Raw genomic sequence first — 22,022 nt, forward strand, 5'->3', positions numbered from 1 at the left:
ATCTTTCGATTAGTCTAAAGGCTGAACTTCTTCAGCTTGGAAGCCTTTTTGGCCTTTTACAACGCTGAATTCAACGCGTTGACCGTCACGTAGTGAACGGTGACCTTCGCCTTGAATAGCACGGAAGTGAACGAATACATCGTCACCGCCATTGCGTTGGATAAAGCCGAAGCCTTTAGTATCGTTAAACCATTTAACTACGCCTTGTTCACGAGCTGTCATTAGTTAATCCTCATAGATGTATAAGAAGGACCACCCGGTGTTGCAAACAGCAGACAAACAAGGTTTAAAACTCTTTATTTTTTTAAAACTTGTAATCATTCTGTAAAACTATTAACAAAATCCCGGTTATATCCATTTATATAGCAGGTGTTGAAACAATTTATAGTTGTTATAACTCCTAGTACGCCGTCGAGCTTAACACGGCTAAATTTCAAATAATAGATTTTTTTTCGACTTATTTGCATTTTAACTGCGCATTTTTTAACACATACTTTGCACAAATTTTGAGTTAGATTTTTGGCTAAATTTGGCATTTTTGTTTGGTTTTGGCATTCAATTTGCTAATATCTTTATTGCTATTATATTGATGATTGAACAACTGTTTTATGAGTGATTTTCAGAACACTGAAGCTTATATAGTAGATGCGATGGGAAAACCTTGCCCAATGCCATTGCTCATGTTAAAAAAAGCCCTTAAAAGCCAAACTGGAAAATTGTTGTTGCTCAAGTCGTCTGACCCGCATAGCCAACAAGATGTGAGTCGCTATTGCGAAATACACAATTTAAATTTCCAACTGAATAAAGTTTCAGATTCTGAGTTTCATTACTTAATTGAATCTTAAATATTTTCAGTTAAAATAATTTGCTTCAAATTTGAATAAAACTTTACATTTCTATACCCAATTTTCCATAATTTACGGAAATATTGGATTAATATTGAAATCAATTACTGGGTAATTCCATCATACCCTTAAGGAGAATACATGAGTGACAGCAGCAATCAATTGATGCCCCTGTCATTATCGGCGCCTGGGGTGAATCTTGGTGCTTATATCAGTACTGTAAACCAGATTCCAATTTTGACAGCCGAACAAGAAAAAGCCTTGGCGGAACGTTATTACTACGACCAAGATTTAGACGCAGCAAAAATGCTGGTCATGTCGCATTTACGTTTTGTTGTGCATATTGCTCGTAGCTATGCTGGCTATGGATTACCTCAAGGAGATTTAATCCAAGAAGGCAACCTTGGCTTAATGAAAGCTGTTAAACGCTTCGACCCTAATATGGGCGTTCGTTTAGTTTCTTTTGCTGTGCACTGGATTAAAGCCGAAATTCACGAATATGTTATTCGTAACTGGCGTATTGTAAAAATTGCAACAACCAAAGCACAGCGTAAATTATTTTTTAACTTACGTAGCCTTAAAAAATCGTCTAAAAAATTGACGCTAGAAGAAGCGCAATCTATTGCTAAAGACTTAAACGTTACCGCTGAACAAGTTTTAGAAATGGAAGGTCGTTTAACTGCATACGATGCTGCTTTTGAAGCCACTGGCGATGACGACGATGAAGGTTCAAGCCACGTTGCACCAGCGTTATACCTAGAAGATAACCGCTATGACCCTGCTCGTCTGATTGAAAATGAAGACTATGAAGAACAAAGTACATCTGCGCTTCATGAAGCAATGGAACAGTTAGATGATCGTTCTCGCAACATTTTACAGCGTCGATGGTTAGATGATGAAAAATCGACTTTGCATGAACTGGCAGCTGAATATAATGTGTCTGCAGAACGTATTCGTCAGTTAGAAAAAAATGCGATGGAAAAAATTAAAGTGGCGATGTCGTCGAATTAATTTATTCCCTTTCGTCAGAAAAAGCGCTTCGGCGCTTTTTTTATTATTGCTATTTATAAGTTTAACTATAATATCTATGAAAATTATAAATATTAACTTAATTATTACTAACAAGAGCTTCTTATGACTGTATATAACAATAACAACTCTGTTTTAATTGACGGGTTAAATAGTGCTATTCGAATAAATCAAGCAAACCTTCTCATGAAAAACATAGATACCTTTAACAGTCTATCTGACCTATTAAATAACGGTGCCGTTTGCCATGATGCAGCTGCGTTAATTCATTTTCTAAAAAAACCGCATTTATCTGCCCATGATTTATATTGTTTAAAACATTACAACACAAAAGAATGGATTCATTATTTTTATACTTTTCACACTGAATGGGATGGTATTTCTGATATTCCAGCTGGAAAGGTTATTGGTTTTTTTAAAGATACTCACACATGGATTCCAATGAAAATTACGCACAGTGCTATTGCTGTCGGCGGAACTAAATTTCGAGGAATTAATGGAAAATCATTAGGAGAGTCTTGGTCACAAGTGAGTGATCTTAAAACTGTACTCACTTTCACACAAAATGGTATGGAACATGATGAAACTATAGTCAAAGTTTTAATTTCTGATAAATAATACAAAAAGGCTAGGTACAAAGCACTTAGCCTTTTTATAAACTCAAAATTAATAGTTTATAAAATAAGGATTAGAGAAACTCTTTAAATCGACTTAACCAGCTAAGCCTAATATGCTAAGGTAATGCGCAAATCTTATCAGGGTAACTTGCGCATGTGGATTGGAATCTCTGCGATTAACCTCGCCCTCGCTGTCATGCTTGGCGCATTTGGCGCACATGGTTTAAAAAAAATAGCCTCAATCGAGCAACTCGCATGGTGGCAAACCGCAACAGACTATTTCTTCTATCACGCACTAGGGTTATTAGCCCTTGCAATCCTGAGCAAAGTCATCCCTCAACTCCCCATTAAAGTCAGTTTCTGGCTCATTCAAGTCGGCATTGTGTTCTTTTGTGGCTCACTTTACATCATGGCTTTGGGCTTACCGCGTATGCTGGGTGCAATTACGCCAATTGGTGGCGCACTGATGATTTTAGGCTGGCTAATTTTGGCTTGGAATGCTTTTAAATACGCAAAATAATATAGCAACTGCTTAGGAAATGAAGCCATGCAGATTTACTTAAATGGTGAAGTACAGCAAACGACTTGCACCACACTTCTAGAATTGATTCAAGAACTCGCTCTAGATGGCAAACGTTTTGCCGTTGAACAAAATGAAATGATTATTCCCAAAAGCAAATTAGCACAAAGCCCTATTTGTGATGCAGATCGTATTGAGATTATTCAAGCCGTCGGTGGCGGTTAATCGGAGCTCCCATGGAAGATACATTTAAAATTGGTTCACGTACCTTTAACTCACGCCTGTTAGTGGGTACAGGTAAATATAAGGACCTACATGAAACTGACTTAGCAATTCAAGCCAGTGGCGCAGAAATTGTGACCGTGGCCATTCGTCGCGTGAACATTGGACAGCACCCAGATCAACCAAATCTGCTTTCGGTTGTTCCACCAGAGAAATATACGATTTTACCCAATACGGCGGGTTGCTTCGATGCCAAAAGCGCAGTTCGTACCTGTATGCTGGCACGTGAACTTTTGGATGGTCACAACTTAGTGAAGCTTGAAGTTTTGGGTGATGAAAAGACACTCTATCCAAATGTAACCGAAACTTTAAAAGCGGCGCGCACTCTCATTGACGATGGCTTTGAGATTATGGTCTATACCTCAGATGACCCAATCGTGGCGCAAGAACTTGAAAGTATGGGCTGTGTTGCCATTATGCCTTTGGGAAGCTTGATTGGTTCTGGTTTAGGGATCTTAAACCCACATACACTTTCAATTATTAAAGAAAATGCCAAAGTGCCTGTATTGGTGGATGCAGGTGTAGGCACAGCCAGTGATGCTGCCATTGCAATGGAATTAGGTTGCGACGGTGTACTCATGAATACTGCAATTGCTGCTGCACAAAACCCAGTGTTAATGGCATCTGCAATGCGTAAAGCAGTTGAAGCTGGGCGTGAAGCTTTCCTTGCGGGTCGTATGCCACGTAAACGAATGGCCAATGCCAGCTCACCTGAAACAGGCTACTTCTTCAAATAGATATTTCCTGAAAAGCAAATTTTGGTTATAAAAGAGGACTGCAATAGTCCTCTTTTATTTTGGGTGATACTTTGGATGCTAATAATGAAAAAAATAACACCACGCATATTTCCAATCTTATTGAGTAGTTTGCCTATTTTTGCTTTTGCACAAGTACCACAGAAATATAGCCAGCTAGCACCAATAGGCTGGTCTGTTTTATCTGGCGCTTCAGGCGATTTAAATAAAGATGGACGTAGTGATATTGCTCTCGTACTTGAAAAAAAACAAACTGACCTTCCATTAACAAAGGACAATGGCGAAGCACTCCACAACAATGCCCGAAAACTCGTAGTATTTTTTAATACACCTCAAGGTTATAAATTAGTCGCAGAAAACCAAAGCCTTCCTGTAGCAGAACAGCCTAACTCGTGTTTACTTGACCCGCTTGCAGAATCAGAGGGTATCAGTATCAATAAAGGCGTACTTTCAATTGAGTTCAGTTATTTTATGTCTTGTGGGGGCTGGGAATGGCCAAGACACAATTATGCTTTTAGATGGCAAAATAATGGATTTGAATCAATTGGTTTTGATTACTACAGCTTTCATAGAGCCAGTGGTGATGAAACCAATAAGAGCTATAACTTTTCAACCATGAAACGTAAAGAAATTGTGGGGGGCAATATGTTTGACATCCGAAAACCCCAAACAAAATGGAGCAATTTTAAAAGCCATCAAAAATTCACTTTAGCCAATATCAATTTTGCTGACTTTTACAGCCAATTTGAATATTAAATTTTATATGCGAATTTCTAGTTTTGAACACCTCTAATCTAAGAAATGAAAAAAGCCGCCACATTTGGCGGCTTTTTTATGCTGTCATGATTAAGGAATGAGGCCTTCATCACGCATAGCGATTTGCACGGATTGGCGTGCTGCCACGTTATTTCGGATAGCAATAATGTTTTTATACGGCGTTAAGTCGTGATGAATAACATTCGACCAGTTTGTTAAAACGAATAAATAAGCATCCGCTGGGCCAAAGTTATCATCAACCAAGTAATCGTTATCTGACTCACCAATTGCTTTATCGATGTATGTTAATAAACGATCAATCTCTTTATAGCCCTTTTCTTTGCCAGCTTCATCAAGTGCGCCACCAAAAAATACAGCATAGGCATCGTGTAATTCTGAGTTTAAGTAACCTAACCACTCAAGTACTTTGGCACGGCCTAAGCCTGAAGGTGGGATCAAATCTTGTTTTGGATCATGCTGAGCCAAAAATGGCAAAATAGCGACGTTCTCAGTAAGGATCAAGCCTGGGTTAATTTCAAGTGCTGGCACATAGCCTTTTGGGTTTACGTCGTAGTAATCGGTGCCCTTTTCTGTTTTATGTGTTTTTAGGTCTACGCGTACTAAATCAAAATCGACATTAATTTCATTTAAAATGATATGGGCTGCCAATGAGCATGCACCTGGCGCATAGTAGAGCTTCATATTTGATCCTTGTTATTTAACTATTAACTGTTTTAAATCTCTTCTAACAAACTTTCAAGTGATCGAACCTGTAAATTGCAAAAAGCATAAATGACTAAATTTCACCTATGCTTTGAATATTGTGCATAAATGGATTTTTTTCAAGTTAAACCGTCATGCTTTTTGTATTGAAGATGATTTAACATACGCAGGTTTTCAATTTGATGAAAAAGACTGTGCTAAAGCTTAAAAAAGATGAATGGTTTTCCAACATTCGTACCGATGTATTGGCTGGCTTGGTGGTCGGTTTAGCCTTAATCCCTGAATCAATCGCCTTTTCTGCCATTGCTGGTGTAGATCCACAAGTTGGTCTATATGCATCATTTTGTATTGCGGTGAGTATTGCTTTTTTTGGTGGTAGACCTGCCATGATTTCAGCAGCCACTGGTGCCATGGCCTTACTCATGATCACCCTAGTGAAAACACATGGCTTACAATACTTATTGGCAGCTACGGTTCTCACCGGCATTATTCAAGTGATTGCAGGCTATTTTCAAGTGGCCAAACTCATGCGCTTTGTCTCACAAGCGGTGGTCTATGGCTTCCTAAATGCTTTAGCGATTTTAATCTTTGTTGCTCAAGTGCCTGAAATGGCAAAAATGGATAGCTTAGGCTATTTATTTATGGCCCTAGGTTTAGCCATCATTTACTTATTTCCCTTTATCCCTAAAATTGGTAAAGCAATCCCCTCTCCGCTAATTTGTATTATTGTGCTGAGCCTGTTGGCATTAGGCTTAGGTGCCGATATGCGTACCGTCAGCGACCTAGGCCACTTCCCAGACACCTTACCAATTTTTTTAATTCCAGACATTCCATTAAATTTTGAAACCTTACAGATTATTTTCCCTTATGCCATCACTTTAGCCACCGTAGGCTTGCTTGAAACTATGATGACCACTACTGTCATTAATGAAGTGACTGGTACTGAAGGTGATCGCCATCAGGAATGCCGTGGACAAGGTTATGCCAATATTATCAGTGGCTTTATGGGCGGTATGGCAGGTTGTGCCATGATTGGCCAATCGATTATCAATGTGAGCTCAGGTGCACGTACTCGCCTCTCCACTTTGGTTGCAGGCGTATTCCTGCTTTGCCTTGTGGTGTTTTTTAAAGATTGGCTAGCTTATGTACCAATGGCAGCACTGGTTGCCATTATGGTGATGGTTTCTTTCACGACTTTCCAATGGGGTGCCATTAAGCAATTTAATAAGCATACACCTGCATTCAACATCGTGATGCTTGCAGTCGTACTCGTAGTCTTAGCAACACATAACTTGGCGCTTGGCGTATTTGTTGGTGTTTTACTCTCAGCTTTATTTATTATTAATCAATTAGAGAGTTCAGTGAAAGTTAGTGTCGACCATACAAATACTCACAGCAATTACACGATTTCAGGGCAAATCTTTTTTAGCAGTGCCGATAAATTTTATCAATTTTTTGATTTTAATCGCGCTGTGCAACAGGTGACCATTGACCTTAGCCATGCACATATTTGGGATATCACCTCAGTCAATATGCTCAACACAGTAGTCGAAAAATTTGAGCAACAAAGTATAAGCGTAAAACTCATTGGTTTAAATGAAGCCAGTGCAACCTTAATTGATCGTGTAAATAACTAAACATCTATCCCTGCAACTCAAATTTGATATTAAAAAGCAGAATCATTTATTCTGCTTTTTTAATTTTTTAGTTTAATTTCACAGATTTATTTGATGCTTTAATGTACACTTACATACAATAACAATTCATCTTGCTAAGGCTATTCTTGTACTCATGCTGAAACAGCACCCCATTTTTTTACATTTAACAGCATGGGTTTCTTTATTTTGCCTGTTTGTGCTCTGTTTTGGTCTATTTGGATTCAGTGCAAGTGCGCATGCAAATTTTGAACAAGCAATACTAAAACAAGAATGCACAGCCCACATCCAAAATATTTATAGTGCAAAAGGCTCAGCCCACTATCCTGAAAATATCCCTCAGCAAGGTTGGCAAAAGCTTCAACAACTTCCTGACCGTTGGCATGATCGCTGGCCCAACTATCATGGCAATGCATGGTACAAAATTGAATGGAATTACCAGTGCCCAAACCCAACTGTTGTTACGCCAATTAGCCTGAGCATTGAAAGTATTACTCAAACAGGCCAAGTCTTTATTAATGACAATTTGTTATGGCGTGATATTGCCACTACAGAGCCAATCTCGCGGAATCAGGTAAAACCGCATTTATGGAATATTCCAATTGCAAATTTGCATCAGGGTAAAAATATTATTTGGATACAAGTACAAGGCAATCAAATTCAAAAATCAGGTATTGGGCATGTCGCTTTAGGTGACTATACGCAAATGTACAAACTGTATAATTCTTGGTTATTAGAAAAGCAAACTCTGCCTTATTTTAATAGCATGATTAATATGGTTATTGGCTTATTTTGCTTACTGGTTTGGATGATCAGCCGTAAAGAATCTGCTTTTTTCTGGTTTGCAATGGTATCTTTTTTATGGGTAAGTTATAGCACACTGGTGATATATGCAGACCCAATTTCATTTTTAACAAGTGTGCAGCTAGAGCGCATTCAGAACATTATTTTCTGCTTTTATGTTGCTATTAGTTGCTTAGGTGCATGGCGCTTCGCGGGCTTTAGCTTTCCTAGAATTGAAAAAGCACTTTTCGGTTTTGCTATTATTGCATCAACGTGTATTACCGTTAGTCCGATTGAATATGCAGCCCAAGTCATCCAAGTATTTTTTGGTATTACTGTACTGATTTTTATTGCTAAATGCATTAGCTATCCATACTTCGCCTATAAATCGCGCCTGCCTGAAACCTATTTTTTAGCCGTGACCTATGTGGTTTTTGTACCTATTGCCATACATGACGCTATTTTCATGTCCACGCTACAAGGTAAACCACTTTCACCTTATACAGCACCATTTTCATCGGCTGTGATTGGATTTGTCTTGGCATTTCGTTTGGCACGAAACGCCCGTGAAATTGAACGATTTAATCAAACACTCACACAAAATATTAAGCAAACTAAGCAAGAACTGACCGAGTCTTTAGGTTTGCAGCAAAAACTTGCGGTACAAAATGCACGTTTGCAAGAACGAATTAACTTATCGCATGATCTGCATGATGGTTTAGGTGGATCGATTTTCCGTTCAATGGTATTGCTCGAACAAAATGAAAAAATTGAAAAAAATCAGGTCTTATCGATTTTAAAACTGTTACGCAGTGATTTAAGACAAGTGATTGATTCGGGTGCGAGCTTAGGTGCAGAGATTCCAGCAACACCCATTGATTGGGCAGCCACAATTCGACATCGTTTTGTACAATTATTTGAAGAACTGGATATCCGTTCAACGTGGGAACTTCCTCAACATTGGGGTACTTCACCAACCGCATTACAATGCTTAACGCTGACCCGTTTAGTCGAAGAAGCTCTAACCAATATTATGAAACACAGTCAGGCGACCCAAGTGACGATTCGTTTACATGAAAATGACGTACAACAGCTGGTTTTAAGTATTATTGATAATGGTTGTGGCTTCACCCCGCAAGCGGATCAGTTTGGCTTACATGTCGGTTTACAAAGCATGCAAACCCGTATTCAGCGTATTGGTGGTACTTTTAGTATTGAATCTCAGCCAGGACATACGCAAATCCAAGCGATTTTACCTTTGCAAAACAATATGATAACACCCAAAATAGACCCATAAAAAAACATCACCAATGTCATTCACATTGGCGATGCATTAGTTATTTTATTTATTTTAAAATCAATAAAACCATTCTAAATTGAGCTACAGTATATTACCCACTTATGACTTACGTCGACTCAATTGCGCATATAAGGCTAAGCCAAGCATGCTCAGCAAGCCCAATACACCTATGCTACCGCCACTGGTCTTATGATCTTCTGCGGGGGGTGTAACTTCATTTAAATCTAAATCCACAATTACAGGATCATGATCGGATGAGCGAAATGCATCAGCATTAAAGAATAATTGCTTTTGTTCTTCAGATTTAAACTCATCGTTATAATCTAATGCGGTAGGTTCATCGGCATTAATATGCCAAGCAAAAGTTCGCTTCACCATTGGATATAAATTTTCATCCGCAATTGCGTGATCTAAATTACCTGCACCCCCATAACCCTCGCTATTACTCGCCACCCCAAAGACATAACTATAGGCTGACTGGCCTTGGCCAATTTTTTCATCATTGAGCAAAATTTTATAGTTTGATTTTTCAAAGGCTAAAATTGGATCTTCTTTGGCATAGCTATTCATATCACCCAATAGCAACACGTTAGATTTTTGCGTCAAACTCACTTGTGCTTTTGCCACCCATTGCATCAACTTAGCAACGGACTTGGTTCGCAAATCATTCCAACACCCTTGTCCATCACCTTGATCTGCATCTAAAGAGGTCGCATCTGTGGGACAACTTCCCTTCGACTTTAAATGGTTCGGAATCACCGTAAACAGTTTGCCCCCTGCTACAGGCTTAAAGCTTTGTAAAAATGTCACACGGTTCAAATTTGTCGCATCATCATAAACAACAGGCTCAGCAACAGGCATTACACGCTTGCTGTTATAAATCACCGCCACAGCAATTGCATCGCTTCCGAGTTTATCTTTCGCTGGAACGACATATTTCCAATCTGCGCCTAAAGCCTTGGTTAAATATGCAATTGCACTTTTATCGCTATAGCCATTGTTTGCTATTTCCATTAAAGCAAATACATCGGCATCAATTTGCTTCATCGCACTGACAATTTTTTGATGTTGTTTATCAAACTCGGCTTGTGTTGTTGCGCCACGCTCGGTAGGAAAGCCCTTTTGCAAACCATTGTCATAGTTCAGCACATTAAAAGATGCAACACGTATTTGCTTAGTCTCTTTGGCTATAGGCACTGTACGTGGATTTAAGCTGGTCGTGAGCACAGGTACATCAAGATCTGGACGTGGCTGAATGCGCCATTGATCATAACGATATTCTAATATGCCCTGTGCATTTTGAATTTCATTGCCTGAGCGCAGGGTATTTTTTGCACTAAAATTCGCGGGTAACCACGGTGTTCTATTTTGGTTATTATAGCCATCATCAAGCACAATTTTTGATAGTTTATTTTGTTTTGCCAACGCGATTGCCTCTGGCGACTTGGCTGGATATAAATTCGTTGGAATAAATTGACGTGCTGTGCTTAACACAACAGAACCATAGCGACCATATTCATAATTTTCACTGACCGTTAACTTCTGTGGCAGTTTAACCAACATCCCTTGATAGCGTTTAGGCACATTTCCTGTACTCGCATCTAAGCTATCAAAAGGTAAATTGATACTTAGAGGCTGTACCAAAGAAGCGACATTTTCCTGACAAGCCACAATATTGCTACTTAAATCTTGAAGCTGTAATTGATTTTGATAATTGGTGAGCTTGCCTTTTAAAATCACTTCATCACCCACTTTTGCACCCTGAATCGCACTACTTGCGGGTATATACACAAATATGGCATTGTTTTGACCCGCTTTGGCCTTACTGTCCACGGTTTGTACATAAAAACCGTTAAAGCCATTGCTATATCTAAAATCTGCGGTCATTACACCACGTACGGTATATGACTGATTTAAGGGTGCCGTTTGTAGGTCGGCAATAGGGGTCGTCGTCGCGCTACAGCTCAAAGTTTCTAAGTCAGGTGGTACAGTGGTGTTGGCAAATAAATGGCGACTATATGCGCTACGGTCTGACCATTTTGTCCATTCGCTGTCTAAATCAAATACAGCGTTTGGATTTACCGATGTTATATTATTGCTCTTCTGAATACGCGTTAAACTATTTTGATAGCTGGAGAGCGCAGTTCCCCAACCTGTTCCTGGATCTTCACCAACGCGCCCAAAACGATCCACTGCCGTATTTCCGTTCATCAAAACCAATGCATCATCGCCATTAAATGACAATGCTTTGGTCAAAAACTGAAACGGTGTATTGATAGATGCTAAAGCCGTCTGTAATTCTGAGCGACCCACAATAATTTTCTGCTGTGGCCCTAAGCTTCCAGACAAGGCAAACGTATTTGTCGCTATGCTCGCACCATTGCTATATTGCAAAATATTATAATTAGACAAATCCACTGTTTTTTGGTCTGGGTTATATATTTCGACACCTTTTTGGTTTGATACCCCATCAATATATTGACTAAACATAATCTCTGCATGTGCAGACATGTTATAGCCACTCAGCAATATACACAGCGTTAATAATTTTGGATTTAAATTATGGCTATGGCAATTTTTAGATGTTCGTATTTTCATGAATATTTGAAAAGTTGTTCAAAAGATCTACAGCCTAATTAGGCGAAATGACACGCCCATGAAAACTAAATGACAATTTAGCTTCGGCCTTACAACAAATTCAGGCGCTAATCTGCTCATTTTCGGCTAAAAAATTTGACTTGTTTCGCTCAGGACTTAAAATACCGCATTCTGAATTTTTTAGATTTGCCAAAGTTATGTCGAACGATCAATTAGACCAGCAAGTCGTGGAGCTGGACAACTTAAACGAACAGCGTGAAATTGTTACGTTTATGCGTCGCTCAGCACCGCTGAACACCTCTCAACGTACTGCGCTTGAACAATATGGTCACCTAATTTTGGAATACCCTGTGGGTGACTTACGTCAACACTTCGAACACCCAGAGCGCCCTTTAACTGTCGAAATCGGTTTTGGTATGGGTCGTTCATTGGTGCTTATGGCCAAAGCCAATCCTGAACGTAACTATGTCGGTATTGAAGTTCATGTACCGGGTATTGCACAGTGTGTATTTGAAGCAGGTATGGCAGAACTTAAAAACTTACGTGTCTTGGATGCAGATGCAATTCAAGTCCTTCGTGAAATGCCAGACAATAGCATTAATGCTGTACAGCTTTATTTCCCAGATCCATGGCAGAAGAAACGTCACTTCAAGCGCCGTTTTGTATCGCATGATCGTATGCCACTGGTTGAGCAAAAGCTTGAGCTAGGTGGTACATTCCATGCTGCAACAGATTGGGAACCGTACGCAGAGTGGATGATTGAAGTTCTTGAAGAACGTCCACGCTTAGAAAATCTTGCAGGTAAAGGCAACAGCTACCCACGTCCAGATTGGCGTCCACAAACTAAATTTGAACGTCGTGGTTTAGAAGCTGGTCATAAAATTAATGACTTTATCTTTAAGAAAATTTCTTAATCCAAATGTTTAAAAAAGCGCTCAATAGAGCGCTTTTTTTATTTTTTACTTGTTCGTTTAACGAATAAACATGCGATAAATAAACTGCTGAATCCAAGTACCATAAGGCGGGTAAATCAGCTTCATTAAACTAAACTTCGGCCTTACAAAGACAGATTTAGCATGACTAAAAGTTTTAAATCCCTCATGCCCATGATAATGCCCCATCCCCGATGCCCCAATCCCACCAAAAGGCATATCTTCCATGCCAGCAGTCATCAGCGTTTCATTTAAACACACGCCACCACTATGCGTGGCATGTAATACTTTTTGTTGCTCTATTTTGTTATAGCCAAAGTAATACAATGCCAAAGGTCGCTCATGCGCATTAATATAGGCAATCGCTTCATCAATATGCGTATACGTTTTGAGTGGCAAAATCGGTCCAAAAATTTCATTTTGCATCAATAACATATCATCGCTTACATTTGTGACGATCGAATGCGCCATACGGCGTTCATCATTTAAGATGTCATCATTAAATATGCTGGCACCTTTCACTTTCGCATCGCTTAAATAATGTTTTAGCCGTTCAAATTGGCGTTCATTCACGATAGCCGTGTAATCAGCATTTTGCTGAATGCTATTAGGATAAAAACCTCTTAAAGCCTCAAAATAGGCTTGAATAAATGTCTCTTGTTGGCTTTCATGCACAAAAGCATAATCAGGTGCAACACAGGTTTGACCTGCATTCATGGTTTTACCAAATGCCAAACGTCTTGCGCTTTCTTTTAAGTCTGCATCTACAGCAACAATCACCGGTGATTTACCACCAAGTTCCAAAGTGACAGGTGTTAAATTGTCTGCAGCAGCGTGTAGCACATGCGGTGCTATCGCTGTCGCCCCAGTAAATAACAAATGATCAAAGGGTAATTTCGTGAATTGTTGTGCTATTTGTGCATCACCTGTAATGACATTGACATGACTTTGTGGGTACTTTTCAGCAATAAGCTTCTTAAACAAGGCTGAAAATTCAGGTGTGTACTCACTCATTTTAAGCATGACATGATTACCTGCTGCCAAAGCCTGTGCCAAAGGCCCCAAAGCTAAAAATAGCGGATAATTCCAAGGTACAACAATTCCCACTACCCCAACAGGCTGATACATCACATAACCAGATGCTGGCTGAAACAAGATACCGATATCACGCTTGCTGGGCTTCATCCATTGTTTCAAATGCTTCAAACTATGCTTAATGCCATTTAGACTGGTCATAATTTCAAACAAACGCGTTTCATCTACACTACGGTTGGAAAAATCACGACTAATCGCCTGTGCAATATCATCCTGATGTTCGACCAACATCTGCTGCAGTGTCAGTAAATGTTGCTTACGCTGTTCATAACTGGCATAAGGTTGCTGTGCGAAAGCCTGCTGTTGTAACTCAAAAATACCCTGTAGTTTTTCATCGTTTAACAATGTATGTTCTACTTTATTGATCACTTCAGTATGTTGATCTAAGCTGTGTGCTAGTGTCATGACAAGTATCCTTTTCTTTTTGTTTTAGCTGTGCTTTTTAACATAGTCAGTGTCCGATAAAACCAAATGTGATATCAGTACCACAACATATCTCTTTAAGCCACTTGTTGACGTTTATTTGCTTCGCGAAGTAAATCAACTGCCTTTTCGGCAATCATAATCACAGGTGCATTGGTGTTACCATTGACCACTGAAGGCATAATTGAAGCATCAATCACACGTAAATTTTGTATACCATAAACCCTTAACTCTGGGTCCACTACAGCCATTTCATCAATCCCCATTTTACAACTGCCCACAGGGTGATAAACCGTATCTACGCGATTACGCAATATTTCTCGAATGTCCTCATCCGTTTTAACATTTGAAGTAAATAAATCTTCTTTGTACATTTCTGCTAGGACTGGATCTTGCATCAATTGCCGAGTTAATTTAAAGCCCTTAACCAAATCTTCCAAATCTCGATCATCACCTAAAAAATTTGGATTAAGCAATAATGGATCTGAGATTTTATTGCCACTGAGTTTCACACTGCCACGACTGCGTGGATTTAACAAACATACATGGCACGACACACCATGACTGGCATGAAACTTACGAGCATGATCATCAACCAAAGCGACCACAAAGTGTAACTGTAAGTTAGGAATCTCTAACGCTGGATCACTTTTTAAGAAACCACCACATTCAGCAAAGTTCGAGCTAATCATGCCTCGACGTTCTTTACGATAACGCTGAATCTGCTTAAACATCGACATTGAACCAGGTATCGAAATACCAAAGGTATTTTGCGTATCATGTACACTATAACCAAAAATAAAATCAGGGTGATCATGGAAGTTTTTGCCCACGCCGGGTAAATGCTGCTTCACTTCAATGCCATGCTGTTGTAGCTCTGTTTGATCTCCAATCCCAGAGAGCATTAGAATCTGTGGTGACTGCATAGCACCCGCACTGAGTAAGACTTCTTTGCGTGCTTTAATGGTTTTAACTTGACCTGCATGCTCGACTTCTACCCCCACAGCCGTTTTATGCTCAATGATAATTTTGTGCGTCATGGCCTTGGTCCACACCGTCAAATTAGCGCGTTGCAAATGTGGAAATAAATAAGCACGCGCAGCACTACAACGTTCACCATTGATATGGGTAACTTGATATACCCCCAAGCCTTCCTGCTCTGCACCATTAAAATCATCTAAAATGCGATAACCCTGACTTTTGGCTGCCGCAATATACCGTGCATGAATTGGGTTATCTGTACGTAAATCAATCACAGATAATGGGCCAGAATTGCCATGATATTCATTTTGAATGCGTTCATTATTTTCGGAACAAATGAAATAAGGCAATACCTCTTCATAAGACCAGCCAGTATTGCCTTGCGCTGCCCATGCATCGTAGTCTGCGCGATGCCCGCGGATATAAATCATGGCATTAATAGCAGAAGAACCACCTAAGCATTTTCCTCGGGGTTGGTAGCCTTTGCGCCCATTAAGTCCTTTTTGCGGTACAGTTTCAAAAGCCCAATTATTAATTTTTGTGGGTAAACTCATTACACATGCAGCAGGTACATTAACCGTCCAACTATCTCCTTGGCCACCAGCTTCTAGCAGACATACTGAAATATTGGGATCTTCGCTTAAACGACTGGCCAATACACAACCCGCACTACCACCGCCGATAATGATGTAATCGAATTCCTGCTGCATTTTATTCTTCCTTTGGACTTTTTATTTTTTGTGTCTAATTATTTAATAGCACAGAATGCTCAAACACTACATCTATGTTTTTATATAAATCTCTCTTTTTTTAAAAGTCACCAATAAAAAAATTCAACAAGCTGTTTAATACTCTGCAATAAAGCCTTGATAGGATAAAACCTGAGTAAACGAGTGCACCTGTACAAAGCCAGCTTCACGTAATAGATTAAAAGTTTCATGCGTGCTTAATGCATAAAAATCATCCTGCATTCTGCTCTGCATCGCCTGCACTTGCTTCTCTAAAAGCCCATTCATCAAACACATTTGCTGTAAAGCTTCAGCTTCTTGCTTAAAAGAAAATTGAGTTAAATCAAATGTTAAAAAGATGCCATTCATTTTCATACAGCGTCTTGCAGCCTGCATAAACTCCAGCTTGTGTTCAAAAGGAATAAAGTGCGTGACCAAAATCGATAAAACTGCATCAAACTGAGGGGAATGTTCAAAATCTATATGACTACCCAAGATAAAATTGACCCGATTATCATTATTCCACAACGCCACATAATCTTTGGCTTTGTCCAGCATTGGCTGAGAAAGCTCTGTAACCGTAAATCTGCATCGCGGAAAAGCTTGTAGCAGATAGCCCAGTTCGTAGCCCGTCCCAACACCAACAATCAACACATGCGCATCTTGAGATAAATGCGCCTGCAGTATTGCCAAAATCTGCTGATGAACCAATTGATAACCGGGAATCAATTTACGGATATGCAGGTCATAGCCCTCTACCACCTGCGGGTTGCAAAAATCCTTTGCCACAATGCTTTCCTTTTAGATATTTAGTCCATTACAACTTAAATAGAATGATGACGTTTTAAAATTTGCTCACTCATCAATGTATACACTGCCTTTAAATCATCATGTCCTGCGTGTAGCAACATGTCACTATGCATGGCAATAATGTTTTGATCACCGCGCATCGCAGGGCCGGTTTGCATCATTCGGGGGTCTGACTGAGTGGCTTTTTGCGCGGTCTCCAATATTAAGGGATATAGCAAACTAAAATCGACCTGTTTGGCATCCACTACTTGCTTGGCCATGTCAAAGCAATAATTGCTAAAATTACAGGCATACACCGCTGCCAAATGCAGACTCAAGCGCTGTGCAGAGTCGTATTGATAAACACGCTGACTCAATTGCTGTGCCAGCATCGTTAAAGTCTCTAAGTCTGCCGGCTCAACAGCTTCTACAAACAAAGGCGTACTCAACCAATCGACTTCACGTTGCATGCTAAATGTTTGTAGCGGATAAAACACACCAGAGCGAGCATGCACAGTGCTTAACTGCTGGATGTCGGTACTGCCTGAAGTATGCACAATAAGCGTATGCAGTAAATATGGATGTACTGCTTCAATCACCGTTCGAATTGCACTATCGCTCACCGCAATAATCAATAAATCTACGTTTGGGTTTAATTGAGAGATGTCCTCCACGGCATCGGCGCCAACCGCTTGCGCAAGTTGCTTTGCGCCCTCAGAGCTACGGCTATAAATATTGATAATCTGATGATGTTGCTGCAATACATGCGCAAAATGATGTGCTACCCGCCCAGCCCCAATAAAACTAATTCGCATTTTATGCTTCTCATTCATCTTGAAAGCTAAGCATGCCAAGAAAAAAGGGATGCTTCAATTCATCCCTTTTTATTTATACAGATTTTAAAAGTAACGTGTGGTCACTTTTCTTATATATTCAAGCTTGAATATTCAATAAATCTCTTTCATAAATCATTTTTTGAACTATTAAAATTCATGATGTAAATTCCCTCTCTTTGAGGAGATGAGAAGCACTGATTCACAAGGGAGAGGTTTTTTAAACTTAAAACCCCTCATCCTCTTGCGGAATGTATTCCTCATCCCAAAGGGAGAAGGGACTTTCATTGATAATTTAAGTACCAATTAATGTTCATTTTTTAATTTTTGAAAGAGCGCTAATGCTTAATTAAATAGGTTATTCAAATATACTGTACGCTCTTTGGTTTTTTGCACAAAACACTGACTATATTGGATCGCTTGGTTTTGTTTTTCCATTACATCGTTCCAATAGCGATGTTGCTGTTGATAGGTTTCAAGCTCGCTATCTTTTAAGTCATATACACGTTTTTGCGAAATTACCTTACAGTCCACATCACGTTTTTCGAACCAATCAGACTGGTCTTGTTGTTGTGCCGTTTTTTGCTCTGGACTAAAACGATCCCATGTACTGTTCAAACGTTCCACCACAGCTTTTTGTTCTGCATCGACTTCTTTTTGACGAATATCGAGGGCTTTCTGCGCCAAGGCCGTTTGTGCAGCATTCTCTTTATTGTATTCCTCTACACTTTGCTGGTTGGCCTCAATATCGGCCTTATTACGTTTTTGATATGCCTCAAAATTTACCGCTAACTCTGAAATTTTAGCAGACAAACCCACTAAACTCGCACTTTCTACCGACAAACTAATTTCATCATTGTCTGAGCGTTCCAAGCTATATTTAAAGTCTGAACCACTAATCTTATCGTCTTGAAGTTTTAAAGAACTCCACTCATTCTTAATTGAATCTTGTAATGTATAAGAACTTGGAGATTCAGTGTCTTCGCCATCACACTCGTCACATGGTTCTTCTAAATACGCATTTTCTGCGCGCTTTTGTAGGCCTTTCGGCAAGATCGCCACCAGCAAGCTACTACATTCAAGTTGTTTTGCTTGCTCAGGTTGTTCTGTATGCGTCGCAATATGGCTAATTTCAAATTTAATATTTTTACGGATTTTTTCTAATAAAACCTGATCAGACTCATAGCCCGATTGGCGTAGCCGTTGATCTAATTGAGATAAATAATCTTCTTTTAAATGGTTTTGAATTTGTTCCACATTGGCTGGCGCACTACAGCTCCAATCTTGCAACTTTGCGTTTTCAGTGGCTGTGGTGTCTTTTTTGCGTAGATCACATGCAGTCAGAAGCAAACCACTACACACCACACCTGTTATCAATACAGATTTCATTGTTTTAAACCAAAAATTGTTATTATTCGCGGCCAATTTAAGCAAATTTTCATAAAAAAACAAGATCGCCCTCGTAACATTGAGAGCGATCTTATTTCACACACACTATTTCACTTCAGTGACACCTTGATTAGTGACTTCACGTACTTTACCCGTCTCTGTATTTAACACTTCAAATTCAATCCGACGGTTTTGGAATTGACCTTCTGGTGTTGAATTGTCTGCTTTTGGTTGCTCTTGGCCATAACCTTCGGCTTTCAATTGTGCTGGGTCGACTCCTTTTGCAACTAAATAATTTTTAATTGCTTCGGCACGTTTTAAAGACAAAGCTTTGTTGGCTTCAGCATTACCAACAGAATCTGTAAACCCTTTGATAGTCAGTTGTACTTGCGATGCACGTTGCATGAGTGCAGCTGCCTGATCCAAAATCGATTGATTTGCTTTTGGAATTTCACTTGAACCTGAAGCAAAATTAATAATTTGCATATTTAATGCAGTTGCTACATCCAAAGCATGGATTTTATCTGGATTAATGCTTGCCAAGGCTTTTTGTGCATTGCTAATACTGTTATCTACTGTACTGTTAATATCGACGGGTTGTTGCCCAACCACCTTCATATTTGGCACGAGACCTTGTACTTGTGATATCAACCGATTTGCATCTGCATTATTTGCTGTTTGTATAGAGAGTTGATCGCCCATCCATGTTAAAGAGGCATTTGGCACCCCTTTGAACAATTTTAATACCGATGGAATCGATTCCTGATCGATAAATTGCGTATGGTATGCCGCATCAGTTTCGGCACCACAACCTGTTGGATGGGTAAAAATTTGTTTAACCTCATTTTGTAAAATATTCATATATGAGGCATTATTAACATAAATCTGACAAGTCGATAGTTCACCTTGGGCATTGGTACTCAATTGGAATTTGGCAGGTTGATTACTGCTACTTTGTACAGGAGTAACCGTCTCCGCTTGCTTACGTTCAGAGCAAGATTTAAACCAAAAGCCTGCCAGCAAAGCCAAAATAACCAAGGCAATCAATGCGATCCAAGAACCTGATTTTTTTTCTTCCACAGGCTCTGTTACATGTCTTACTTCTGCCTGATGTACTGTTTCACCTATAGCCGTATTAATACCTAAAGTGGCCAACATTCCAGCTGCCCACTGTGGTAAGGCCCTTTTGATTCCATCAAAATGGGTTTCAATCAAATGTACAATCGCATCAGGGTCAGATGAGCCTGCTTCAGATTGTAAAAAACCCATTACTGGCATAATGGATTTATTTAAAGTGTGTTCAATTTCTGGTGCAGGTGCAGCACCTGAAACAGTGTCCAAAAACTTTTCTTTCAATCCAATATTAGACTGAAAGATGTCAATTAAACATGGATTGAGCTGATCTGCCAAACTGGCAATTAAGCCAGGCTTTGCTTTAAAAACACTGAGTAAAATAGGATAAAACTGGTTTAATGCATTATTTTTTTCAAATAAATGCTCACTTTCACCATCTAATACAATGGCTGAAACCTGTTGTTTTAACAGCTCTAATAAATCAGTCATAAGTATATTCCTTGTTTAGCCTTGTTCTTTTTTCATTTCTTTTCTTTCTAATCTTTTAAAGTGTATGCCTGAATATTTAAATCATTGTGAATAATTGTATTTCTTTGATAAGTGGTATTTACACCATAAAAAAAGCCAGCCGAAGCTGACTTTTTAAATACAAACTGAGCACACCATAAAGCGTTTAATTAAGCCTTAAAAGTCACCAGTGCTTTACCTTTTACTGTTGCGCCAATCAGTGGAGTATTTTTACCGTTCGACACAATACTGTCTTTTGTAATTGTCCATTCAAGCTCTGGATCAACCAATACCCAACCTGCTTCTTGTTCCCAACGCGTTTGCATTTGAGCAACAATTGCAGGCTGTAGTGTAACTTTTTTCACCCATTCTAGTGGCTCAAGCAAACCATCATTAACCAGTTGTACGCCAAATGGAATGAACGTATCAAATGCTGTAAAGCCTGGTTGTGTTTCAGCAAATGGCGCCATTTTGGCAGAACTGCTAAGCGGTTCATGATGCGTACAAATCGCATCAATCACCCCTTCTTTTACACCTTGACGTAATAATGCTTTGTCTTGTTCATCACGAAGTGGCGGACGCACATGCGCCAATGAATTAAAGCCATCAATCAATTGATCCGTTAAATGCAATTGATGCATAGCCACATCACAAGTTACTGGTAAACCTTTTGCTTTTGCATTTTTAATAAGTTCAACTGACGCGCCACAAGACAATAAACCAAAGTGAGCACGTACACCTGTTGCTTCAATCATTAATAGATATTTTGCAATCGCAACTGTTTCAGCTAAAGCTGGAATCATTGGCAACCCTTGACGAGATGCAATAAAGCCTTCATGCACACAGCCATCTTTCGCAATTTGGTGCTCTTCAGCATAGAATACTACCGTCATATTGACGCCAGCTGCATATTCTAAAGTACGAATCACCACATCATCATTGGCAAATGGCGCATTGGCATTTGAAACTGCGGTACAACCACCTTTTTTCAAGCCCGCCATATTGGCAGGTTGTTGTCCTTTCAAACCTTGGGTTTGTGCACCAATCACTTGTAAATAAATACCACCATCCAACATGGCTTTTTCAACTAAACCATGAATAAGGGCGCCATTGTCTTGCACAATTGGCTTTGAATCTGGTGGTGTAAATACATGCAAAATACCATTTGCAACGGCAGCTTTACCTTCTGATTTAAGCGTACCGTGTTGCTGCTGACCTGGTTCACGTAAGCGTGCACATAAGTCAACCATGGTTGGCATTAACCATTTACCTTGGCCGTTTATTGTTTCAGCAACATTGTCTGTCGCGCCAACCAATTGACCATTTTCAACATAAACCGTTTGCACGCTGTCAGTATTTTGAATCGGGTCTAAGACACGTACATTTTCAATTTTTACAATAGTCATGA

20 protein-coding genes are annotated in these 22,022 nt (G+C 39.5%); 10 read left to right on the forward strand and 10 right to left on the reverse strand.

Features of this window, described 5'->3' with window-relative positions:
• Positions 1-9: 9 nt before the first annotated feature.
• On the reverse strand, positions 10-222 hold the full coding sequence (locus HYG93_RS11700) for a cold-shock protein (RefSeq protein ID WP_005177104.1): 213 nt from the start codon (positions 220-222) through the stop codon (positions 10-12).
• 386 nt (positions 223-608) lie between these two features.
• Between HYG93_RS11700 and HYG93_RS11705 the strand changes: the two genes are divergently transcribed.
• The 7 genes from HYG93_RS11705 (at position 609) to HYG93_RS11735 (ending at position 4,804) form a co-directional block, all read left to right on the forward strand.
• Positions 609-845 (forward strand): sulfurtransferase TusA family protein, encoded by a 237-nt coding sequence (locus HYG93_RS11705; RefSeq protein ID WP_106986045.1) that lies wholly within the window; start codon positions 609-611, stop codon positions 843-845.
• Positions 846-986: 141 nt separating this feature from the next.
• Positions 987-1,856, forward strand: a complete 870-nt coding sequence (gene rpoH / locus HYG93_RS11710) for an RNA polymerase sigma factor RpoH (protein ID WP_106986046.1) — start codon at positions 987-989, stop codon at positions 1,854-1,856.
• Positions 1,857-1,979: 123 nt separating this feature from the next.
• Complete coding sequence (locus HYG93_RS11715) at positions 1,980-2,492, forward strand: hypothetical protein (protein ID WP_120365889.1); 513 nt, start codon at positions 1,980-1,982, stop codon at positions 2,490-2,492.
• A 153-nt stretch (positions 2,493-2,645) separates the two neighbouring features.
• Positions 2,646-3,011 (forward strand): DUF423 domain-containing protein, encoded by a 366-nt coding sequence (locus HYG93_RS11720; protein WP_106986070.1) that lies wholly within the window; start codon positions 2,646-2,648, stop codon positions 3,009-3,011.
• Between the two features lie 27 nt (positions 3,012-3,038).
• Entirely contained in the window at positions 3,039-3,236 is a 198-nt protein-coding gene (gene thiS / locus HYG93_RS11725) for a sulfur carrier protein ThiS (protein WP_106986048.1), read from the forward strand.
• Between the two features lie 11 nt (positions 3,237-3,247).
• Entirely contained in the window at positions 3,248-4,030 is a 783-nt protein-coding gene (locus tag HYG93_RS11730; RefSeq protein WP_106986049.1) for a thiazole synthase, read from the forward strand.
• 129 nt (positions 4,031-4,159) lie between these two features.
• Positions 4,160-4,804 (forward strand): hypothetical protein, encoded by a 645-nt coding sequence (locus HYG93_RS11735; protein WP_147396021.1) that lies wholly within the window; start codon positions 4,160-4,162, stop codon positions 4,802-4,804.
• A gap of 90 nt (positions 4,805-4,894) precedes the next feature.
• Here HYG93_RS11735 and HYG93_RS11740 read toward each other — a convergent pair whose 3' ends face one another.
• Positions 4,895-5,506, reverse strand: a complete 612-nt coding sequence (locus HYG93_RS11740) for a glutathione binding-like protein (protein WP_106986051.1) — start codon at positions 5,504-5,506, stop codon at positions 4,895-4,897.
• A 215-nt stretch (positions 5,507-5,721) separates the two neighbouring features.
• On the opposite strand from HYG93_RS11740, the gene HYG93_RS11745 reads away from it, so the two are divergent.
• Together HYG93_RS11745 and HYG93_RS11750 are read left to right on the forward strand one after the other, a co-directional pair.
• Entirely contained in the window at positions 5,722-7,164 is a 1,443-nt protein-coding gene (locus HYG93_RS11745) for a SulP family inorganic anion transporter (RefSeq protein ID WP_117007027.1), read from the forward strand.
• A gap of 154 nt (positions 7,165-7,318) precedes the next feature.
• Positions 7,319-9,262 (forward strand): ATP-binding protein, encoded by a 1,944-nt coding sequence (locus HYG93_RS11750; RefSeq protein ID WP_120365887.1) that lies wholly within the window; start codon positions 7,319-7,321, stop codon positions 9,260-9,262.
• A 102-nt stretch (positions 9,263-9,364) separates the two neighbouring features.
• On the opposite strand, the gene HYG93_RS11755 is transcribed toward HYG93_RS11750, so the two are convergent.
• Positions 9,365-11,776 (reverse strand): ExeM/NucH family extracellular endonuclease, encoded by a 2,412-nt coding sequence (locus HYG93_RS11755; protein ID WP_228198921.1) that lies wholly within the window; start codon positions 11,774-11,776, stop codon positions 9,365-9,367.
• A 284-nt stretch (positions 11,777-12,060) separates the two neighbouring features.
• Between HYG93_RS11755 and trmB the strand changes: the two genes are divergently transcribed.
• Entirely contained in the window at positions 12,061-12,777 is a 717-nt protein-coding gene (trmB, locus tag HYG93_RS11760) for a tRNA (guanosine(46)-N7)-methyltransferase TrmB (protein WP_106986054.1), read from the forward strand.
• Positions 12,778-12,834: 57 nt separating this feature from the next.
• Here trmB and HYG93_RS11765 read toward each other — a convergent pair whose 3' ends face one another.
• From HYG93_RS11765 to HYG93_RS11795, 7 genes are all read right to left on the reverse strand, one after another.
• Positions 12,835-14,295 carry a coniferyl aldehyde dehydrogenase gene (locus HYG93_RS11765; RefSeq protein WP_178962496.1) on the reverse strand — a complete coding sequence of 487 codons (1,461 nt, stop codon included), beginning with the start codon at positions 14,293-14,295 and terminating at the stop codon, positions 12,835-12,837.
• A gap of 95 nt (positions 14,296-14,390) precedes the next feature.
• A complete protein-coding gene (locus HYG93_RS11770) occupies positions 14,391-16,004 on the reverse strand; it encodes a GMC family oxidoreductase (RefSeq protein ID WP_117007018.1) in 1,614 nt (537 codons plus the stop codon).
• 135 nt (positions 16,005-16,139) lie between these two features.
• Positions 16,140-16,811 (reverse strand): class I SAM-dependent methyltransferase, encoded by a 672-nt coding sequence (locus tag HYG93_RS11775; protein WP_106986057.1) that lies wholly within the window; start codon positions 16,809-16,811, stop codon positions 16,140-16,142.
• Positions 16,812-16,846: 35 nt separating this feature from the next.
• Positions 16,847-17,644, reverse strand: coding sequence for a Rossmann-like and DUF2520 domain-containing protein (locus HYG93_RS11780; RefSeq protein ID WP_256733462.1), 798 nt, complete (start codon positions 17,642-17,644; stop codon positions 16,847-16,849).
• 345 nt (positions 17,645-17,989) lie between these two features.
• A complete protein-coding gene (locus HYG93_RS11785; RefSeq protein ID WP_106986058.1) occupies positions 17,990-19,033 on the reverse strand; it encodes a hypothetical protein in 1,044 nt (347 codons plus the stop codon).
• Between the two features lie 105 nt (positions 19,034-19,138).
• On the reverse strand, positions 19,139-20,596 hold the full coding sequence (locus HYG93_RS11790) for an OmpA family protein (protein WP_117007020.1): 1,458 nt from the start codon (positions 20,594-20,596) through the stop codon (positions 19,139-19,141).
• 188 nt (positions 20,597-20,784) lie between these two features.
• A complete protein-coding gene (locus HYG93_RS11795) occupies positions 20,785-22,020 on the reverse strand; it encodes a dihydroorotase (RefSeq protein ID WP_106986060.1) in 1,236 nt (411 codons plus the stop codon).
• Positions 22,021-22,022 lie beyond the last annotated feature (2 nt).

Source organism: Acinetobacter sp. SwsAc6 (genome assembly GCF_013391565.1).
Classification (GTDB): domain Bacteria; phylum Pseudomonadota; class Gammaproteobacteria; order Pseudomonadales; family Moraxellaceae; genus Acinetobacter; species Acinetobacter cumulans.